Genomic DNA, 18,957 nt, shown 5'->3' with positions numbered 1-18,957 from the left:
GTGCGGCCCCGCACCAGAACCTGTAGAGGCTCATTCGTGGCGAACATCAAGTCCCAGATCAAGCGGAACAAGACGAACGAGAAGGCGCGCCTTCGCAACAAGGCCGTCAAGTCGTCGCTCAAGACCGCGATCCGCAAGGCCCGTGAGGCCGCTGCCGCGGGTGACGTCGAGAAGGCCACCGAGTACCAGCGCGCTGCCGCGCGTCAGCTCGACAAGGCTGTCTCGAAGGGCGTCATCCACAAGAACCAGGCCGCCAACAAGAAGTCGGCGCTTGCTTCCAAGGTCGCCACCCTCAAGGGCTGAGCTCCTTCTTTGATCTGACCGCCGGCTGGACCCAGAGCGGGCCCTCTCTCATCCGCTCCCACCCGGCACCCCCGGACCCGTACGCGGCCTGCGTTCGCCACGCGGGTACAGGTCCACCATCGTGAACCGGAAGCCCCGCCTCACCACCCTTCCCCAGGGTGGACGGCGGGGCTTCGGCGTTGTGCCAGGCCTTCCCGACGCAGAAGGACAGCCACCCGCATTGGAGGACAGGCCCGAAGGGCCGTCCTCCAGGGGCGCGGGGAACTGCGCGACAAGCCACGACGCACCTGAACATGCCCACTCAGTCCAGACGCGCCAGTCATCCCCCAGCGGGGGTCTGGGGGCGGCAGCCCCCAGGGCAGTCCGGGGTCGAAGGGGCAGCGCCCCTGGGGGAAGGGACGGGTAGGGGCGGCGGGGGCGAGAAAACTCAGCCCCTCCGAGACCGAGCCGCCCGCGCAATCACCACGACCGCCTTCTCCAACGCGTACTCGGGATCATCCCCCCCACCCTTCACCCCGGCATCAGCCTCGGCGACCGCCCGCAACGCCACGGCCACCCCATCCGGCGTCCACCCCCGCATCTGCTGCCGCACCCGATCGATCTTCCACGGCGGCATCCCCAACTCCCGCGCAAGATCCCCCGGCCGCCCACCCCGCGCCGACGACAGCTTCCCGATCGCCCGCACCCCCTGAGCCAACGCACTGGTGATCAACACCGGCGCCACCCCCGTCGCCAACGACCACCTCAGCGCCTCCAGCGCCTCCGCCGCGCGCCCCTCAACGGCCCGATCGGCCACCTCGAAGCTCGACGCCTCGGCCCGCCCGGTGTAGTACCGCCCGACCACCGCCTCGTCGATCGTCCCCTCGACATCCGCGACCAGTTGTGCCGCCGCGGACGCGAGCTCCCGCAGATCACTCCCGATCGAGTCGACGAGCGCCTGACACGCCTCAGCCGTGGCGGACCGCCCGAGCGCCCGAAACTCCCCCCGCACGAACGCCAGCCGATCCCCCGGCTTCGTCATCTTCGGACACGCCACCTCCCGCGCCCCCGCCTTGCGCGCGGCGTCCAGCAGCCCCTTCCCCTTGGCCCCACCCGCGTGCACCAGCACGAGGGTGATCTCCTCGGCGGGAGCCCCCAGATACGCCTTCACATCCTTGATCGTGTCGGCGGAGAGATCCTGCGCATTCCGTACGACCACGACCTTCCGCTCTGCGAAGAGCGACGGACTCGTCAGCTCGGCGAGCGTGCCGGGCTGCACCTGCTCCGAGGTCAGGTCACGTACGTCCGTGTCGGCGTCGGCGGCCTTCGCGGCGGCCACCACCTCCCGCACGGCCCGGTCGAGCAGAAGGTCCTCCTGGCCCACGGCAAGCGTCACGGGGGCGAGAGGGTCGTCATGCGCAGTGTTCTTGGCCATCGCCCACAGCATCCCACGGCCCACTGACAACGAAGCCCGGACGCCCGTGGGCCCTACTCAGCCGCGGGCAGTCGTGCCGCGTCAGCGCCGGGTTGCACGACCTACCGCCCCGCACCATCCCCCGAGCACACACGAACCCCGGCCCGGCTCGCGCGACCTCTACGGTTCCTCCCGCCACCCCTCCCACTCCCCCGCGAACTCGTCCAACACCACCGGATCAAGCCGCCCTCGCTCGTCCCGCAGCACCAACAGCCACTGCGCGTCCTCGGCGTCGTCCTCGCCCGCCAGCGCGTCCCGCACCAGCTGGGGCTCCTCATCCAGCCCGAACCGCTCCCGAAGCGCCTCCGCCGCCTCCTCCGCGGCGTCACGGTCGGGCAGCACCAGCACATGTCTCACATCACTCACGGCGCCATTTTCCGTCACACCGGCCCCACTCCACGCACTCCGGCCCGTCCAGCGCCCTCACCCCACACCCCCTCCCGGCCTGTCTAGCGCACCCTCCTCCCCTCCCCCACCTCCGGCACCCGCCCCAGCTCCATCCCGAACTGCTCCCGATACGCCGCCAGCACCTCCCCATCCGTCGCCAGCTCGGTCACCTCCCGGTCGCCCGCCGCCGAGGTGACCGTGAGGGTGCGGCCGCTGAGGGTGATGCGTCCGCCGCCCTCGGCGACCCGGGAGCAGACGAGGGACTGGGTGAAGTGCGAGGCCGGCGAGGTGCTGTGCCACCAGGCCCCGGCCACGAAGTCTCCAAGCGCTCTCGGCCGCAGTTCCAGCCGGTACTGGGGCTTGCCGTCCCGCAGTACGTCCAGGTCCCCGAACTCCCGCCCCCCGCTCTCCCGATCCGCCTCGACCACCCGGAACGTCCCGCCCGGATCCTCCTGCTCCCCCCGCTCCTCGAACTCCAGCGGATAGTGACTGTTCGCCCCGAACCCGACGTCGGCCAGCCAGTCGCCCCCGTCCACCGTCCGCACCCGCAGCGCGAGATGGTCGTACGGGATGCCCAGCCGCCCTTCCTCGCCGTACACCCGCGCCGCGAGCAGCGTCACGTCGTACCCCAGTGCCGCGAGCAACGCCCCGAACAGGCCGTTCAGTTCGAAGCAGAAGCCACCCCTACGCTCCCCGACCACCTTGTCGAGCAGCTGTTTCTCCTCCAGGACGATCTCCTCTCCGAGGTGGATCGACAGGTTCTCGAACGGCACCGCCCGCAGATGGCGCAGATGCAGTTCGCGCAGGACGTCGAGGGTGGGCCAGGCCGGATGCTCGGCCCCGAGACGGCGGAGGTAGGCGTCAAGCTCTGCGGTATCCATGAGGTCAGTCTCTCGCCACCAGCAACTCCTTCGCCGTACCCGCGACAGCGATCGCGCCGTCCACGTCCGTACGCAGCACCGCGGCACCCCCGGCCCGCAGCGCCGCGACCGTACTGGGGGCCGGGTGGCCATACGGGTTGTCCGCGCCCACAGAGATGAGCGCCAGCCGTGGGGCCATCGCCCGTATCAGGCCCGGGTCCTGGTAGGCCGACCCGTGATGGGCGACCTTCACCACGTCCACAGCCCCCAGCGCCGCGGCCTCGGGGGATCTCGACAGCTCCCGCTGGGCAGGGGGTTCCAGGTCGCCCAGGAGCAGCAGGGTCAGGCCGGCCGAGCGGACGAGCATGGTCACGCTGGCGTCGTTCGGCCCGTCCGGTGCGGACGCGTCGCCCGGCGGCCACAGCACCCGCCACGCGAGGCTCCCGGTGCGCCGCTCCTCCCCGGCCACGGCCCGTGTCACCGGAATCCGCCGGGCCGCCGCCTCCCTGTGTACGAACTCGGCCTGGTCGGCGGGCTCCGCGAACCCCGTCGTCGCGATCGCCCCCACCGACCGCCCCCGCAGCACTCCCGGGAGCCCCGCCACATGGTCGGCGTGAAAGTGGGTGAGGACGACGAGCGGGACCTCGGTGATGCCGAGTGTCGTCAGACAACGGTCGACGAGCACCGGATCGGGACCGGCGTCCACGACCACCCCGGCACCGTCGCCCGCCGCGAGGACCGTCGCGTCGCCCTGGCCGACATCGCACATCACAAACCGCCAGCCCGGCGGCGGCCACCCCGTGATCACCCTGGTCAGCGGTGGTGGCTGCACCACGACCAGCAGAAACACCACCACACAGACCCCGACCAGCCATGGGTGGCTCACGAGCCGCCGCCCGACGAACACGACGACGACGGTGACGAGAGCGAGCAACAGCGCGCCCGTCCAACTGCCCGGCCAGTCCACTCCCGCGCCGGGCAGCGACGCCCCCGTGCGGGCGATGTCCGCGATCCAGCCGGCGGGCCAGCTCGCGCACCAGGCAAGGCACTCGGCCACGGGCATCGCCACCGGGGCCGTCGCCAGCGTGGCGAACCCCAGCACCGTGGCCGGGGCCACCGCGAACTCCGCCAGCAGATTGCACGGCACCGCCACCAGGCTCACCTTGGCCGACAGTACGGCCACGACCGGCGCGCACACCGCCTGCGCGGCTCCCGCCGCCGCCAGCGCCTCCGCCGGACGCGGTGGCACCCGGCGTCGCTGGAGTGCCGCACTCCAGCGCGGGGCGAGGGTGAGCAGGGCGCCGGTCGCGAGGACGGACAGCAGAAAGCCGTAACTGCGGGCCAGCCAGGGGTCGTAGAGCACCAGCAGCAGCACCGCCGTCGCCAGCGCGGGGATGAGGGATCTGCGGCGGCCCGTCGCGATGGCCAGCAGCGCGATCGAACCGCAGGCCGCGGCCCGCACCACACTCGGGTCCGGCCGGCACACGATCACGAAGCCGATGGTCAGCGCACCGCCGACCAGCGCGGTCGCCCGCAACGGAATCCCGAGCCGGGGCGCGAGCCCCCGCCGCTCGGCCCGCTGGGCCAGCCCCGGCGGCCCGATGAACAGGGCCAACAGGATCGTGAAGTTGGCTCCGCTGACAGCGAGAAGGTGAGTGAGGTCGGTCGCCTTGAACGCCTCGTCCAACTCGGCCGGCACCCTCGACGTGTCCCCGACGACGAACCCCGGCAGCAACGCCCGCGCGTCCGCGTCCAGCCCGTCGGTCGCCTCCCGCAGCCCCGCGCGCAACCGCCCCGCGAGCCGCTGCACCGCACTCGCCTCCCCCACCACCTCCGGCACCCCACCGCCCCGCACCCGCAGTACGGCCGCCACGCGGTCTCCCCCGACCATGGTCGGCACGACCTGCGCCACCACCCGCACCCGGGTCGACGGCAACAGCGAGAGCCAGGGCGAACGGCCACCCGTGCCGGGACCTCCGCCGCTATCCCCACCTGCACTCTCGCCGTGCCCCGCGCCCAGCCCCGCATCACCACCACCGTCACGGTCACCGCCACCGCCTGCGGCCGGACCCGCGTCGGCGCCGGCGCCCACATGAGACCGCCTCTCCACGTCGACGATGACCAGCACCGGAGTCCGTGTGTCCACCACCGTCCCGTCCGGGCTCGTCATGCGTCGCACCTCGGCCTGGAGGAGCACAGCGGTCGGGGCCGCGTGGTTGCCCTTGATCCGGGGGCGGGTGAGGCGTGGGTCGGAGGTGAGCTCGACATCCGCGGTCACACGGGCGTACTGCTCGGCCAGGTCAGGCACGGGACCACGCCTCAGGTCCGCCCCGTGCAGCCCGGCGGAGGCGGCGGCCGCACCGGCGCACAGCAGCAGGGCGGCGACGGACACCTTCGTCCAGCCCCCAGCTCCACGTCGTCGTCGCCACCGCCCGTGCGCAAGGCCTTGCCCGTGGCCATGGCCTTGCCCGTGGCCTTGTCCGTGCCCGTGCCCGTGCCCTTGCCCTTGCCCTTGCCCTTGCCCTTGCCCTTGCCCTTGCCGGATGACGAGCAGGGCCACGCCCGCGACCAGACAGACCACGACCACACCCGTGACCCACCCGGGCGAGGCATGCACCATCAGCGCCGCCGTCCCCCACGCGGCCAGCGCCGGTGGCACGAGACGCAAGTCCGTCGGCCCCTCCTGCCTGGGATGCGCGTCGCCGAGACGAGTGCCGGAGGCCAGATGCACGGCGGGACGTCGGGGAGCACCCTGTACCCCAACTGCCGCCGATACCTCCTCTTCCCTCACCTTCATGGCCGCACGAGGTTCCGTAGGTCGGCGAAACGGCGGTCGCCGATTCCGTTCACCTCGCGCAGTTCGTCGACCGAGCGGAAGCCGCCGTGTTGGGTGCGGTAGTCGATGATGTGCTGTGCGAGGACAGGACCGACGCCGGGCAGGGTGTCCAACTGGTCCGCGGTGGCCGTGTTGAGGGAGACGGGGGCTGTCGGCGTGGCACCGGTGCCCGCCCCGCCGGTTCCGGCGACACCACCGCCACCACCGCCCGCCCCGGCGCCCGGCACCGCACCCGCCCCGGACACCGCGGCCGGGTTGCCGACCAGGACCTGTTCGCCGTCGACGAGGAGACGGGCGCGGTTGAGACCGTCGGTGTTCGCGCCCGGCCGCACACCGCCCGCCGCCCGCAACGCGTCGGCGACGCGGGAACCGGCCGGCAACCGTTGGATCCCCGGACTGCGCACCTTCCCGCTGACATCCACCACGATCGAGGGCCCGGCCGAGGGAGCCACCGCCCCGGCCGCGGCGCCCGGCGCCACCACCTGACCACCACCGGCTGCGCCGAATGAAGCCCCCGGATCCCCTGTCCCACCCGGAGCCCCCGGCATCCCCTCCCGCACCACCTCGGGCGCGCTCACCGGCTGGGTGCGTCCCGCCCAGAAGTGCTGTGCCGCGAACACCGCCGCGGCCACCAGCACCACACTCAGTGCGACGACGCTCTTCCGCTCGATGCCGCACCGCACCTGCAACCACAACGGCAACCGCTCCCGCACGGCCGGCCCTACCCGCTCACGCCACGTACCCCTCACATCGCGGCCGACAGTGTCTTCCTCGACCTCGACCTCACGACCGGCTTCAGACCTGTCGGTGACAGCAGCACCGGCGAGAGCACCACGAGCGACAGCACGGCTGCCCGCACCACCACCGCCACCGCCACGACCACCGGCACCGGCACCGGCACCGGCACCGGCACCGGCACCGGCAGCACCCCTGGCAGCACCTCGCCCACCGGCAACACCCCCACGCGGGAGGCCAGCGTCAGCCCGGCTCCCGGACTCATCCACATCACCACCGATGGCAGGAGCACCGGCGCCCTCGACCCCACGCGCCCAGGCAACGCCGAAGCCAACCCCCGTCCTCCCCCTGGGCGCTCCTGGCGGCCCGTGCCCCAACTCGCGCGGCTCCCTGACCCTTTCGGGGAACAGTGCCTCCGCGCGCAGCCGGAGCGTCTCCGCTGAGGCCCGGCGGCGACCGGCCCTGCCCCGGGGCTGCCGTGTGCGGTGCCGGGCGCGCCCGTCCGAGGTCGGGCCCCGGCCCGGGCCGCTGGTGACTGTCGCAGTACGTGAACGTGATCGAAGTGCCATGCGCCGAGGATCGGGCAAGCCCGCCCACTCGCGATGATCTTGCTCAATTCCCGTGGATTACTGCCCAGTTGTGGATAACTTCGTCACCCACACGAGCGACGGCCCCCACGGCAGCCGAACGGCAACGTCCCCGGACGCGGTGTCGGCACCAGCACAGGTCCCCTCACCGAGGCGAGACAACCGCCCCCAACAACCCAGGCCCCGTATGCGCCCCGATCACCGCCCCGACCTCGCTCACATGCAGGTCGGCCAGCCCGGGCACCCGCTCCCGCAGCCGTTCCGCGAGCGCCGAGGCCCGCTCGGGCGCGGCGAGGTGATGGACGGCGATGTCGACCGGCGCGCCGCCCGCCCGCTCGGCGACGATCTCCTCCAGACGGGCGATCGCCTTGGACGCCGTACGGACCTTCTCCAGCATCTCGATGCGGCCGCCGTCCAGCTGCAGCAGCGGCTTGACCGCCAGCGCGGACCCGAACAGGGCCTGCGCCGCGCCGATCCGCCCGCCCCGGCGCAGGTAGTCCAGGGTGTCGACGTAGAAGAACGCGGACGTACCCGCGGCCCGCTTCTCGGCGGCCGTGACGGCCTCGTCCACCGTGCCGCCCGCCTCCGCGGACTCGGCGGCGGCCAGGGCGCAGAACCCCAGGGCCATCGCGACCATCCCGGTGTCCACCACGCGCACCGGCACGGGTGCCTCGCGCGCCGCGAGCACGGCCGCGTCGTAGGTGCCCGAGAACTCGGCGGACAGATGGAGGGAGACGATGCCCGTGGCGCCCGACTCCGCGACCCTGCGGTAGGTCTCCGCGAACAGTTCGGGGCTGGGGCGGGAGGTGGTGACGGACCGTCGCTTCTGCAGCGCCTGGGCCAGGGAACGTGCCGAGATCTCGTTGCCCTCTTCGAGCGCCTGATCGCCGAGAACCACGGTCAACGGCACCGCGATGATGCCGTGACGCTCCATCGCCGGCGGCGGCAGGTAGGCCGTTGAATCGGTGACGATCGCGACATGGCGGGACATGACCTGGAGGTTACCCGCCAAGTCCCCCTGACGGCAGCCCGGCCCCTGTCACCTGCGACCGTACGGAGCGAGCCGACCGAGCCGTTCGAGCCCACCGGCTCAAGTCGTGCTCTCCGGGCGGGGCTTCTTCTGCCACGGGTATGTCGGCCGCGCGCTCGGCGGGGTGATCGCGGGCTTCGACGGCTCCTCGCCGGTGCGGGACTCGGCGGTGCGGGACTCGGGGGTCTCCCGCCAGGTCTGCCCCGTGGAGGCGGTCGGCTCCGGCTTCGGTGCCTCGGGCCAGACCGGCGTGGGCTCGGCCTTGGGCGCCTCGGGCCAGACCGACGCGGGTTCCGTCGTCCAGTGCCGCAGCGCGCCCGCCTCGACGTCGATCTGGGCGCTGAGCGTCTCCAGGTCGTCCTCCGCGAACCTGCGGGCCCGGTCGTGCGCCGCCCAGCGCAGCGAGTCGGCGGACTTGATGATCCGCTCCGTGCGCTCGCGCAGCGCGGGCAGCCGCTGGGCCAGCTTGGCCCGGTCCGGCTCGGGCTCCAGGCGCCTGAGCTCGTCGTCCAGCTCCCGGCCGTGCTTGCTGAGCTGCGCGAAGAGGGCCAAGGACTCCTTCAGGGACTCGTCCTCGCCCACGCCCGCCTGCAAGGCCTCCTGCGTGGCCCGCATCGAGGTGCGCAACTTCAGCCGCAGGTCGGCCAGTTGGCCCACCGGGCCCGGCTGGGCGAGGCTTCTGGCGCGCAGGGTGGTGTCCTCGACGGTCCGCTTGGCCTGCGTGATCGTACGGTCCACGCCGCGCTTGGCCGCGCCGACCGCCTTCACCGTGGCGTAGGCGCCCAGTACGACGAGCAGCACGAAGAGCAGGGCGACCACTGCGATCACGGTTTCCACGGCGCGCTCCTCCTCCGACCAGCACGGCACATACTGCTGCGCTCTTCCACGGTAAACGCAGCGGGCAGGTCCCGAGTTCCATCGGAACCCTGAACCTGCCCGTAGGGGACGCCCCCGAACCGCGGCCAGGACCGCTGGGCCAGGCGGCTACGTGACGATGTTCACCAGCTTCGGCGCCCGCACGATCACCTTCCGGATCGGTGCCCCGGCCAGCGCCGCGACGACCTTCTCGTCGCCCAGGGCCACCTTCTCCAGCTCCTCCTCGGAGATCGTCGGCGGCACCTCCAGGCGGGCCTTGACCTTGCCCTTGATCTGGACGACACAGGTGACGGCCTCGTCGACGACGTAGGCGGGATCGGCGACCGGGAAGTCCTGGTGCACCACCGAATCCCCATGCCCCAGCTTGCGCCACAGCTCCTCGGCGATGTGCGGGGCCAGCGGCGCGACCAGCAGGACCAGGGCCTCGGCGACGGAGCGGGACACCGGGCCGCCCACCTTGGTCAGGTGGTTGTTCAGCTCGGTGACCTTGGCGATCGCGGTGTTGAACCGCAGGCCCTCCAGGTCCTGGCGTACGCCGTCGATGGCCTTGTGCAGCGCCCGCAGGGTGTCCTCGCCGGGCTCGGCGTCCACCACGGTCACCTCACCGGTGGCCTCGTCGACGACGTTGCGCCACAGCCGCTGCAGCAGCCGGAACTGGCCCACCACCGCGCGCGTGTCCCACGGCCGGGAGACGTCCAGCGGGCCCATCGCCATCTCGTACAGACGCAGTGTGTCGGCGCCGTACTCCTCGCAGATGAACTCCGGAGTGACCGCGTTCTTCAGGGACTTGCCCATCTTGCCCAGCAGGCGGCTGACCTTCTCGCCCTCGTAGTAGTAGGCGCCGTCGCGCTCCTCCACCTCGGCGGCCGACACCGCGAAGCCACGGCTGTCGCGGTAGACGAAGGCCTGGATCATGCCCTGGTTGAACAGCTTGTGGAACGGCTCTGCCGACGAGACATGGCCCAGGTCGAACAGGACCTTGGACCAGAAGCGCGCGTACAGCAGGTGCAGCACGGCGTGCTCGGCGCCGCCGACGTACAGGTCGACGCCGCCGTGCGGCTGGCCCTCGCGCGGGCCCATCCAGTACCGCTCGATCTCCGGGTCGACCAGCTTCTCGGAGTTGTGCGGGTCCAGGTAGCGCAGCTCGTACCAGCAGGAACCGGCCCAGTTGGGCATGGTGTTGGTCTCACGCCGGTACGGACGCGGGCCGCGGCCGTCGCCCAGGTCCAGCGTGACGTTCACCCACTCCTCGTTCCGCGACAGCGGCGTCTCGGGCTGGGTGTCGGCGTCGTCCGGCTCGAAAGTGCGCGGCGAGTAGTCCTCGACCTCGGGCAGCTCCAGCGGCAGCATCGACTCGGGCAGGGAGTGGGCGATGCCGTCCTCGTCGTAGACGATCGGGAAGGGCTCGCCCCAGTACCGCTGGCGGCTGAACAGCCAGTCGCGCAGGCGGAAGTTGACGGTGCCCTGGCCGACACCGGACCGCTCCAGCCACTCGGTGATGCGCTCCTTGGCCTCGGCGACGCCCAGGCCGTCCAGGGAGACACCCTCACCGGTGGAGTTGATGATCTTCGCGTCGTAGGACGCGAAGGCGTTCTCCCACGTCGAGGTGTCCGTGCCGCGGCCGTCGGTCGGCTCGACGATGCAGTGGACCGGCAGCTCGAAGGCGCGTGCGAACTCGAAGTCGCGCTGGTCGCCCGCCGGAACGGCCATGATCGCGCCGGTGCCGTAGCCCATCAGCACGTAGTCGGCGATGAAGACCGGGATCCGCTCGCCGTTGACCGGGTTGGTCGCGTACGAGCCGATGAAGACACCGGTCTTGTCCTTGGCCTCGGCCTGCCGCTCGACATCGGACTTCGAGGCGGCCTGCGCGCGGTAGGCGGCGACGGCCTCGGCCGGGGTCGCGTGGCCGCCGGTCCAGACGTCGTGCGTGCCCTCGGGCCAGGCGGCCGGGGTGAACTTCTCGACCAGCGGGTGCTCGGGCGCCAGCACCATGTAGGTCGCGCCGAACAGGGTGTCCGGGCGCGTGGTGAAGACCGTGATGCGCTCGCCGTCCACGGGGAAGTCGACGCGGGCGCCCTCGGAGCGGCCGATCCAGTTGCGCTGCTGCAGCTTGATGGCCTCGGGCCAGTCCAGCTCGTTCAGATCGTCCAGCAGGCGGTCGGCGTACGCCGTGATCCGCATGTTCCACTGGCGCAGCTTGGCCTTGAAGACGGGGAAGTTGCCGCGCTCGGAGCGGCCGTCGGCGGTGACCTCCTCGTTGGCCAGCACGGTGCCCAGGCCGGGGCACCAGTTGACCGGCGCGTCGGAGGCGTACGCCAGGCGGTACTCACTCAGGACGTCGGCGCGTTCGACGGCGCTCAGCGTGCTCCAGGAGCCGCCGCCGGGCACCGCGCGCTCACCGGACTCGAACTGGGAGACCAGCTCGGCGATCGGGCGGGCCTTCTTCGCCTCGTCGTCGTACCAGGAGTTGAAGATCTGCAGGAAGATCCACTGGGTCCACTTGTAGTAGTCCGGGTCGATCGTGGCGAACGACCGGCGCTTGTCGTGGCCCAGACCCAGCCGGCGCAGCTGGGACTTCATGTTGGTGATGGCGGCCTCGGTGGTGACCCGGGGGTGCTCGCCGGTGGCCACGGCGTGCTGCTCGGCGGGCAGGCCGAAGGCGTCGAAGCCCAGGGTGTGCAGGACGTTGTGGCCGGTCATCCGCTGGTAGCGGGCGAAGACGTCGGTGGCGATGTACCCCAGGGGGTGGCCGACGTGCAGGCCCGCGCCGGACGGGTACGGGAACATGTCCATGATGAACTTCTTGGGCCGGGCGGCCAGCTCGGGGTCGCCCGCCAGGTCCCCGCTCGGGTTGGCAGCGGCGTAGGTGCCCTCGGCGTCCCAGAAGTCCTGCCAGCGTGCCTCGATCTCGGCCGCGACGGCGGCCGTGTAGCGGTGCGGCGCGGCCGTCTCGGCGGCAGCGGGGTTCGTCTCGCTCATGATCCTCAAAGCTCCATCGATCGTCTCTGCCAGCGGGCTGTTCGTCCAGGAAACGAAAAATCCCCTCGCACAGGAGGGGACGCCGCGCCGATTCCGACCACGCCGTTCATCGGCGGTCGGGACTGATCAGCGCGGCTCGCTAAGCAGAAGGCGTACGGCACGCATGGGCTCAGGGTACCGCAGCCCTCACAGCCGCCGCGACGAGGTTCCGGGCCGGCGAGGGACAGGCAGCAGCGGCGTGTCAGCCACGGAATCCGGCCAAAAAAGTTGAACTTTATTCAAAACTTACTTCGCGTAACAACCACTAAGGGGCAACACAGATGTGAGATTGCCCCTTGATAACAGCGCAATAACTGAAACCTCGTACCGCTCGGTTTGGCACCACTTACAGTTCGACGACGGGACCGCTTTCCCGAACTGTTCGGAGTTGCCCCCATGAACCCTCGTCGCAGTAACAGCTCGCTGCCCCAACCAGGCCGCTCGGCCTACGGGATGGCCACGGCTGCCGCTCTGCTGCTGATACCCGTAAGTGTGCTGGTCGGAGGTGACGCGTACCGCGAGTTCCTCGACTTCGGCGCGGGCGTTCTCTCGCTCGTCTCGCTGACCTGCTCGGTGCTCTGGGGTCTCGTCGCCCAGGACCGGACCCTTCTCAGCGTGCGCCAGAGGATCATCGGCCAGGCCGTCCACCGGACGACCGCCATCGCCTCGGTCGCGTTCCTCTTCCTGCACGTGACGGTGAAGCTGGCGCTGGACCATGTCTCCGCGCTCGCCCTGTTCCCCTTCGCGCTCGGAGTGACGGGCTCGGGCGCACTCATCGGCTTCGGCGCCACCGCGGCGACCCTGATGATCTTCGTTGCCATCACCGGCGCGCTGCGCAGCAACTTCGCCTCCCCCGCACCGGTCGCGGCGCGCTGGCGCACGATGCACATGATGGCCTACCCAGCCTGGTGTTTCGCGCTCGTGCACGGACTCTACGCGGGTCGCGAAGCGAAGCCGGTCTTCGTGATCCTCTACTCCCTGGGCCTGGTCGCCGTCGCCGCCGCCCTGCTGCTGCGTGCCGCCCCGCGTGAGGTCAAGCGCCAGGTGGCCGACCGGATCACCGCGGTCCTGGGCACCGACGGCCAGCGGCCCCCCGAGGTCGACGACCTCGTGAAGTCCCGTTCGGCCCTGCAGGGCTTGGAGGAGCCCGGCGGACGACGCGAGGGCGGTCGGCGTGAAGGCGGACAGCGCGACCAGATGCGCGACACCGGCCAGTTCCCGCTGCCCGGCTTCGGCGGCGGACAGGGCACGAACCCCCCGCTGGGCGACCCGCTGGTACCCCCGCAGCGCGCGGCGGCCGCCGCGGCCGACAGTGGCCCCGGCTTCGCGGCCGCCTACCGCGCGGTGTCGATGACCCCACGCGCCCCGGAGCCCACGGCGCCCTACCTGACCCAGCAGCAGCCGCTGGACATGCAGCCCACGCAGGCCATGCCCCGGGTGGACGACGGCGTCGGCACGGGCACACGCTGGCCGGCCCCGTCCCCGCCGCCGGTCGGCGAGGCGCCCCCGTCGGCGTACGACCCGATGCAGGACACCTTCGCCGGCCAGGCGTACACGGGAGGACAGACGACATACCCGGGCCAGACCTACCAGGGCGAGACCTACGCCACGGGGACTTCCGAAACTTCCTACGGAACGGCTGAGACGAACGCCCCCTACGGCACGTACAACCCGAATGACACGTACAACAGCGGTCCCGCCACTGAAACGCTGCCCGGCTACGACTACGACCCGCCGAGCTCAGGCGAACCCTGGAACGCGCCTTCCGGAGGATTTAAGTGAACGAGGCCCTTCCCGACGTCCCCGAAGTCCGTGTGGTGGGTCTCCCCCAGCTCACTTCGGGCTTCGACCTCGTCGAGAGACTCGACCTGCCCATGCACCTGAAGGTGCATGGTCCCCTCGAACCGATGGGCGGCGAGCAGCTCGCCCAGCTGTCCGAGCGGATCAACCTGAAGGGCAGGGGAGGCGCGGGCTTCCCGTTCCACAAGAAGCTGCGCTCTGTCGCCGAGGCGGCGATCAAGCGCGGCATCCGACCCGTCGTGGTCGTCAACGGCAGCGAGGACGAACCCGCCTGCCGCAAGGACACGGTGCTGATCAACCGTGCCCCGCACCTCATCCTGGACGGCGCCCTGCTGGTCGCGGAGGCCCTGGGCGCCCGTCAGCTGGTCATCGGGGTGACACGTGAATCCACCCAGCGGTCGATGGAGGCCGCGCTCTCCGAGCGCGGTCTGAGCAACCGGCGGGGCGCGGCCATCCGCGCGAGCGTGCAGCGCAACCCCGTCCGCATGGTCACCGGCGCCGCCGCGTCGCTGATCCGTTCGATCGACGGCGGTCCGGCCATTCCGCCGGGCCGCAAGACCAGCGCGTCGCAGAGCGGAGTCGGTGGCGCGCCGACCCTGCTCTCCAACGCCGAGACCTTCGCCCAGCTCGCCATCGGCGCCCGCATCGGCTCCGAGCGGTACGGCAACACGGGCCTGTACGACGAGCCGGGCACCGTCATGCTCACGGTCTCCGGCGCGGTCGCCCGCCCGATGGTGATCGAGGCGCCCACCGGTGTGCCGCTGCGCTACATCCTGCAGCTCGCCGGCGCGCCGCCGGTCCCGCAGGGCGTGCTGACCGGCGGCTACCACGGCAAGTGGATCGACGCGGCGACGGTCAACGAGGCGGTCGTCTCGCGCAACTCGCTGGACGCGGTGGGCGGTGCCCTCGGCGCGGGCGCGATCCTGCCGATCAGCCAGGACACCTGCCCGCTCGGCGAGTCGCTCCAGGTCGCCAAGTGGCTCGCCGAGGAGAGCGCGGGACAGTGCGGTCCCTGCTACCTCGGTCTGCCGGCCGCCGCGCGCGGTATGGAGGACATCCTCAACGGCGGCGGTCCGGCCGCTCTCGAGGCGCTCAAGCAGGTCGCGAAGAACGTCAAGCGGCGCGGCGCGTGTTCGCACCCGGACGGCTCCGCGATGTTCCTGGAATCGACGGTCAAGGCGTTCACCGACGACCTCGCCGCGCATGTCCTGGGCAACGGCTGCGGCCGGCCCGTGGAAGGCGTGCTGCCGCTCTTCGAGGGCGGCCGGATGCCGACCGGCATTCCGGGCGGCGCGGCCGAGGAGGAGAGCGGCGCCAGCCGCCAGAAGATCTACGTCGACTGGACCCTCTGCCGGGGCCACGGCCTGTGCGCCGACATCCTCCCCGAGGTCTTCCAGCTCGGCGCCGACGGCTTCCCCACCGTCGCCCAGGCGAAGGTCCCCCAGTACGCCGAGGCCAAGGCCCTCCGCGCGGTGCGCCGCTGCCCCGCGCTCGCCCTGCGCCTCGAGGAGGACAACCGCGCCGCCGCCCCGTCCCGCAATCTGCCGGTCCTCTCCCAGGGCCGCGGCCGCCGGGCTCTGGGCAGCGGTCGCTGAGTACGCCGAAGGGCGGTCCACCCCATCGGGGTGACCCGCCCTTTTCGCTGCCCGTGCCACTCTCGCCGCCGACAACGCGAAGACCCCGTCCATGTGGACGGGGTCTTTCTCTGTGGAGCTAAGGAGAATTGAACTCCTGACCTCCTGCATGCCATGCAGGCGCTCTACCAACTGAGCTATAGCCCCTCGTATTGTTCCGCCCGGTTTCCCCGGCGGCGACGCCAACATTACCGGTCCCTCGCGCGCACCACCAAATCGTTTCCGACGGGTACGGATTGGAGGTGGATTTGATGGCTAATGTCGGCTTCCGTGACCGTGCTCGCGTTCCCCGGAATCCACCGCCGTGTGCCAGTCGCCCTGGGCGCGTGTCTGTTCTCCTTCGCGGGGTTCTGGATCGCCCAGCGGGCCGCGGACGTCTCGATGATCGGCCTGATGGTCTACCGGGCCGAGGGCGAGACCGTACGGGCGGGCGGCGACCTCTACGCGCTGCGGGCGACCGAAGCCGAACCGCCCACCACCCACCCGCCGTTCGCGGCCCTGCTGTAAACCCCGCTGACGCTGCCGGACCCGGCCGCCCTGCGCACGCCGGCGACGGCCGGGAACCTGGCCCTCCTCGTGGTCTTCGTGGGGCTTTGGCTGCGGATCGCCGGGCACGCGCGCGTGGAGACCGTCTGGTGGGTCGCCGCGGTGGCCGTGTGGTGCGAGCCGGTGTGGACGACCCTGCGGTACGGCCAGGTCAATCGGCTGCCGGCCGTCCTGGGTGCTGTGGGACCTGTCCCGGCGGCCCGGCCACCGCCGGGCCGGCGTCGGCATCGGTCTGGCGGCCGCCGTGAAGCTCACTCCCGGGCTGTTCGCGGTGTTCCTGTTGGCCACCGGCCTCGCGGCCCGGGCACGGCATCGCTCCGGCGGCCCCTGGCTGCGGCACGCGCGCGGGGCGGCCGTCGCGTTCACCGGCGCGACCCTGCTGGCGGCGGCCGTCCTGCCGTACGACTCCTGGCGGTTCTGGACCCGCATGGTCTTCGCGGCGGGCCGCGTCGGGCACCCCGAGGACACCGCCAACCAGCCCTGCGCGGAGTGCTGGCCCGCCTGCTGCACACCCCGGAGCCCGGCGCCTGGTGGATCGCCTCGGCGGCCGTCACAGGGGCGCTGGGCCTCGCGGTCGCGGTGGCCGCGGAGCTGCGCGGGCGGCGCGGCCGGGCGGTGGCCGCGCAGCTCGGTGACGGCGCTGCTGATCTGCCCGGTGTCGTGGTCGCACCACTGGGTGTGGTGCGTGCCGATGGTCCTCGTGACGGCCCGGCGGCGAGCGGTCGCCGTCGGCATGGCGCTGGTGTTCTGCTCGTACGCCCTGTGGTGGGTGCCACACGGGCCGGGGCGGCTCGAACTGCGACAGAACGGCGTCGAGTTGACGCTGTCCGCCCTCTACGCCGCGGCCGGTCTGCTCTTTCTGGCCCTGTCGGCCGTCGAGACGCTCAGGCCGTCACAAGACGTCGGCCGAAAGACCAAGCCGAACGATCAGGCCGTCACGAACGAATAGAAACGCTTGAGCGTGCAGTGCTCTTCGAGAAGGCGGCCGTAGATCGGCTCGCCCTCCAGCTCGCGGTACGTCTCGATCGGATCGCCTTTTATGATCAGCGCCCGTGCGCATTCCTCGCACCAGTACTGATAGTCGGCGTTGACGGGCTCCATGTCGCGGACGATGGGCGTGCCGCTGCCGCACCAGTCGCACTTCCTCCTGTGTGCACCCATCGATCAGCTCCAGCTGTGGCCGCAGGCCGTGCACACGTAGGAGATCCCTCCGTTGTCACCGAGGACTTGGGCAACGTGGAGCGAGCCGCAGGAAGGGCAGAGGAGGGTGGTCTTGCTCCGCATCACCACCGCTACGGGAAGGTCGTGGACCTCCCCGCGGATGCTCGCAGGCATCGCTTCTCCCTCCCGTCGGGCCGCGCCCCCTTCCGGCCGTTTGATTCTGCCACGGCCGGACCAATACGGTCAGCGACGCCTTCGTACCAGTCCGGACACGCGGCAGGAAAGAAGGCCGTCCGCAGAGATATACGCCTCCGGGGCCACGCGTGCTCAAGAAGGGACGCAGGTCACATACGAAAAATCCCGTTCCCTCGTGGGAACGGGATCTTCTGTACCGATCTGTGGAGCTAAGGAGAATTGAACTCCTGACCTCCTGCATGCCATGCAGGCGCTCTACCAACTGAGCTATAGCCCCTTGTGCCACGCGGCGGAGCCGCATGGTGTTTCGCCCCGCTCGGCGGGGCGAACAAGAAGAACTTTAGCCTGCGAGCAGCCGGAAAGTGAAATCCGGGTCCCGGGCCGCGTGACCAGGCCTCTTACGAGGCTCAGTCGTCGTCGCCGAGCACCGGTTCGGGCAGGGTGCCGGCGTTGTGCTCCAGGAGCCGCCAGCCGCGGGCGCCCTCGCCGAGGACGGACCAGCAGCAGTTGGAGAGGCCGCCGAGGCCCTCCCAGTGGTGGGGCTCCAGACCGAGGAGGCGCCCGATGGTGGTGCGGATGGTGCCGCCGTGGCTGACCACCACGAGGGTGCCGTTCTCCGGGAGCTTGTCGGCGTGCCGGAGCACCACGGGGGCGGCGCGGTCGGCGACCTCGGTCTCCAGCTCGCCGCCGCCGCGGCGGACCGGCTCGCCGCGCTTCCACGCGGCGTACTCCTCGCCGTGCCGGGCGATGATCTCGTCGTGCGTGAGCCCCTGCCAGACGCCCGCGTAGGTCTCGCGCAGGCCCTCGTCGTGGTTGATCTCCAGGCCGGTGAGCGCGGCCAGCTCGGCGGCCGTGTGGGCGGCACGCCGCAGGTCGGAGGCGACGATCGCGTCGGGCCTGAGGGAGGCGAGCAGCCGGGCGGCACGGCGTGCCTGACCGAGACCTGTCTCGGTCAGCTCGACGTCCGTAGTGCCCTGGAAGCGGCGCTCCACGTTCCACGAGGTCTGGCCGTGGCGCCAGAGGATGACGCGGCGGCCCCGGCCCTTTCGGTCGGCGGAGTCGATGCCCGCGGTCACCGCAGCTCTCCGCCCAGCTCGGCGGCCTCCTCGGCGGCGCGCATCTTGGCGTGCTCCGCGCCCTTGCCCCGGGTGGCCTTGGCGTCGGCGGGCAGCTCCAGCTCGGGGCAGTCCTTCCAGAGCCGCTCCAGGGCGTAGAAGACCCGCTCCTCGCTGTGCTGGACGTGGACGACGATGTCGACGTAGTCCAGCAGCACCCAGCGGGCCTCGCGGTCGCCCTCGCGGCGGACCGGCTTGGCGCCCAGCTCCTTGTTCAGCCGCTCCTCGATCTCGTCGACGATCGACTTGACCTGACGGTCGTTGGGCGCGGAGGCGAGCAGGAAGGCGTCCGTGATGGACAGCACATCGCTGACGTCGTACGCGATGACGTCGTGCGCCAGCTTGTCGGCGGCCGCCTGAGCGGCGGTGTTGATGAGCTCGAGAGAGCGGTCAGTGGCGGTCACTACCAAGGCTTTCCGTC

General features: G+C 71.4%; 17 protein-coding genes, 2 tRNA genes and 1 pseudogene. 6 read left to right on the top strand and 14 right to left on the bottom strand.

The genetic code is table 11. The features are described 5' to 3' along the window. Window positions 1–36 precede the first annotated feature (36 nt). Entirely contained in the window at window positions 37–303 is a 267-nt protein-coding gene (gene rpsT / locus JIX56_RS31340) for a 30S ribosomal protein S20 (protein WP_129309226.1), read from the top strand. A gap of 427 nt (window positions 304–730) precedes the next feature. Here rpsT and holA read toward each other — a convergent pair whose 3' ends face one another. From holA to leuS, 8 genes are all read right to left on the bottom strand, one after another. Further along, window positions 731–1,717, bottom strand: coding sequence for a DNA polymerase III subunit delta (gene holA / locus JIX56_RS31335; protein ID WP_257545460.1), 987 nt, complete (start codon window positions 1,715–1,717; stop codon window positions 731–733). 159 nt (window positions 1,718–1,876) lie between these two features. Further along, window positions 1,877–2,122: a hypothetical protein gene (locus tag JIX56_RS31330; protein ID WP_257545458.1), complete on the bottom strand. Its 246-nt coding sequence runs from the start codon at window positions 2,120–2,122 to the stop codon at window positions 1,877–1,879. An 83-nt stretch (window positions 2,123–2,205) separates the two neighbouring features. Then, window positions 2,206–3,024 carry an arylamine N-acetyltransferase family protein gene (locus JIX56_RS31325; RefSeq protein WP_257545456.1) on the bottom strand — a complete coding sequence of 273 codons (819 nt, stop codon included), beginning with the start codon at window positions 3,022–3,024 and terminating at the stop codon, window positions 2,206–2,208. A gap of 4 nt (window positions 3,025–3,028) precedes the next feature. After that, on the bottom strand, window positions 3,029–5,734 hold the full coding sequence (locus JIX56_RS31320; RefSeq protein WP_257545454.1) for a ComEC/Rec2 family competence protein: 2,706 nt from the start codon (window positions 5,732–5,734) through the stop codon (window positions 3,029–3,031). Between the two features lie 62 nt (window positions 5,735–5,796). Further along, a complete protein-coding gene (locus tag JIX56_RS31315) occupies window positions 5,797–6,855 on the bottom strand; it encodes a helix-hairpin-helix domain-containing protein (RefSeq protein ID WP_443032073.1) in 1,059 nt (352 codons plus the stop codon). 451 nt (window positions 6,856–7,306) lie between these two features. Then, the gene (locus JIX56_RS31310; RefSeq protein ID WP_257545451.1) at window positions 7,307–8,152 is read right to left on the bottom strand and encodes a DegV family protein; all 846 of its coding nucleotides are present in this window, start codon (window positions 8,150–8,152) and stop codon (window positions 7,307–7,309) included. Between the two features lie 99 nt (window positions 8,153–8,251). Next, window positions 8,252–9,028 carry a hypothetical protein gene (locus tag JIX56_RS31305; RefSeq protein ID WP_257545449.1) on the bottom strand — a complete coding sequence of 259 codons (777 nt, stop codon included), beginning with the start codon at window positions 9,026–9,028 and terminating at the stop codon, window positions 8,252–8,254. Between the two features lie 147 nt (window positions 9,029–9,175). Next, window positions 9,176–12,046, bottom strand: coding sequence for a leucine--tRNA ligase (leuS, locus tag JIX56_RS31300; RefSeq protein WP_257545447.1), 2,871 nt, complete (start codon window positions 12,044–12,046; stop codon window positions 9,176–9,178). Window positions 12,047–12,538: 492 nt separating this feature from the next. Here leuS and JIX56_RS31295 point away from each other — a divergent pair, with 492 nt between their 5' ends. Both JIX56_RS31295 and JIX56_RS31290 read left to right on the top strand, forming a co-directional pair. After that, window positions 12,539–13,867: a ferric reductase-like transmembrane domain-containing protein gene (locus JIX56_RS31295; protein WP_257545445.1), complete on the top strand. Its 1,329-nt coding sequence runs from the start codon at window positions 12,539–12,541 to the stop codon at window positions 13,865–13,867. Then, complete coding sequence (locus JIX56_RS31290; RefSeq protein WP_257545443.1) at window positions 13,864–15,480, top strand: NADH-quinone oxidoreductase subunit NuoF family protein; 1,617 nt, start codon at window positions 13,864–13,866, stop codon at window positions 15,478–15,480. The genes JIX56_RS31295 and JIX56_RS31290 overlap by 4 nt, the downstream gene beginning before the upstream one ends. A 113-nt stretch (window positions 15,481–15,593) precedes the next feature. Here the strand turns inward: JIX56_RS31290 and JIX56_RS31285 are convergent. Then, window positions 15,594–15,666: transfer RNA gene (locus JIX56_RS31285), tRNA-Ala, on the bottom strand. A gap of 123 nt (window positions 15,667–15,789) precedes the next feature. On the opposite strand from JIX56_RS31285, the gene JIX56_RS48115 reads away from it, so the two are divergent. The 3 genes and pseudogenes from JIX56_RS48115 to JIX56_RS48105 all read left to right on the top strand — a co-directional run bounded on the left by JIX56_RS48115 (window position 15,790) and on the right by JIX56_RS48105 (window position 17,014). Continuing rightward, window positions 15,790–16,026 (top strand): hypothetical protein, encoded by a 237-nt coding sequence (locus JIX56_RS48115; protein WP_443031917.1) that lies wholly within the window; start codon window positions 15,790–15,792, stop codon window positions 16,024–16,026. Window positions 16,027–16,032: 6 nt separating this feature from the next. Continuing rightward, a pseudogene (locus JIX56_RS48110) lies at window positions 16,033–16,200 on the top strand (glycosyltransferase 87 family protein); the annotation flags it as partial. Between the two features lie 40 nt (window positions 16,201–16,240). After that, entirely contained in the window at window positions 16,241–17,014 is a 774-nt protein-coding gene (locus JIX56_RS48105) for a glycosyltransferase family 87 protein (protein ID WP_443031916.1), read from the top strand. On the opposite strand, the gene JIX56_RS31275 is transcribed toward JIX56_RS48105, so the two are convergent. From JIX56_RS31275 to rsfS, 5 genes are all read right to left on the bottom strand, one after another. Next, window positions 16,993–17,226, bottom strand: coding sequence for a hypothetical protein (locus tag JIX56_RS31275; RefSeq protein WP_005479297.1), 234 nt, complete (start codon window positions 17,224–17,226; stop codon window positions 16,993–16,995). The two genes, JIX56_RS48105 and JIX56_RS31275, sit on opposite strands and share 22 nt — an antisense overlap. A 3-nt stretch (window positions 17,227–17,229) precedes the next feature. After that, window positions 17,230–17,400, bottom strand: a complete 171-nt coding sequence (locus JIX56_RS31270) for a hypothetical protein (RefSeq protein ID WP_257545441.1) — start codon at window positions 17,398–17,400, stop codon at window positions 17,230–17,232. Between the two features lie 225 nt (window positions 17,401–17,625). Next, a tRNA-Ala gene (locus tag JIX56_RS31265) sits at window positions 17,626–17,698 on the bottom strand. Between the two features lie 130 nt (window positions 17,699–17,828). Next, window positions 17,829–18,497: a histidine phosphatase family protein gene (locus JIX56_RS31260; RefSeq protein ID WP_257545439.1), complete on the bottom strand. Its 669-nt coding sequence runs from the start codon at window positions 18,495–18,497 to the stop codon at window positions 17,829–17,831. After that, window positions 18,494–18,940 carry a ribosome silencing factor gene (rsfS, locus tag JIX56_RS31255; RefSeq protein ID WP_257545437.1) on the bottom strand — a complete coding sequence of 149 codons (447 nt, stop codon included), beginning with the start codon at window positions 18,938–18,940 and terminating at the stop codon, window positions 18,494–18,496. The genes JIX56_RS31260 and rsfS overlap by 4 nt, the downstream gene beginning before the upstream one ends. Window positions 18,941–18,957 lie beyond the last annotated feature (17 nt).

Origin of the sequence: Streptomyces sp. CA-210063 (genome assembly GCF_024612015.1) — a bacterium.
Classification (GTDB): Bacteria; Actinomycetota; Actinomycetes; order Streptomycetales; family Streptomycetaceae; genus Streptomyces.
The sequence above is the reverse complement of the archived record's forward strand: the minus strand, read 5'-3'. Positions and strand labels throughout refer to the sequence as shown.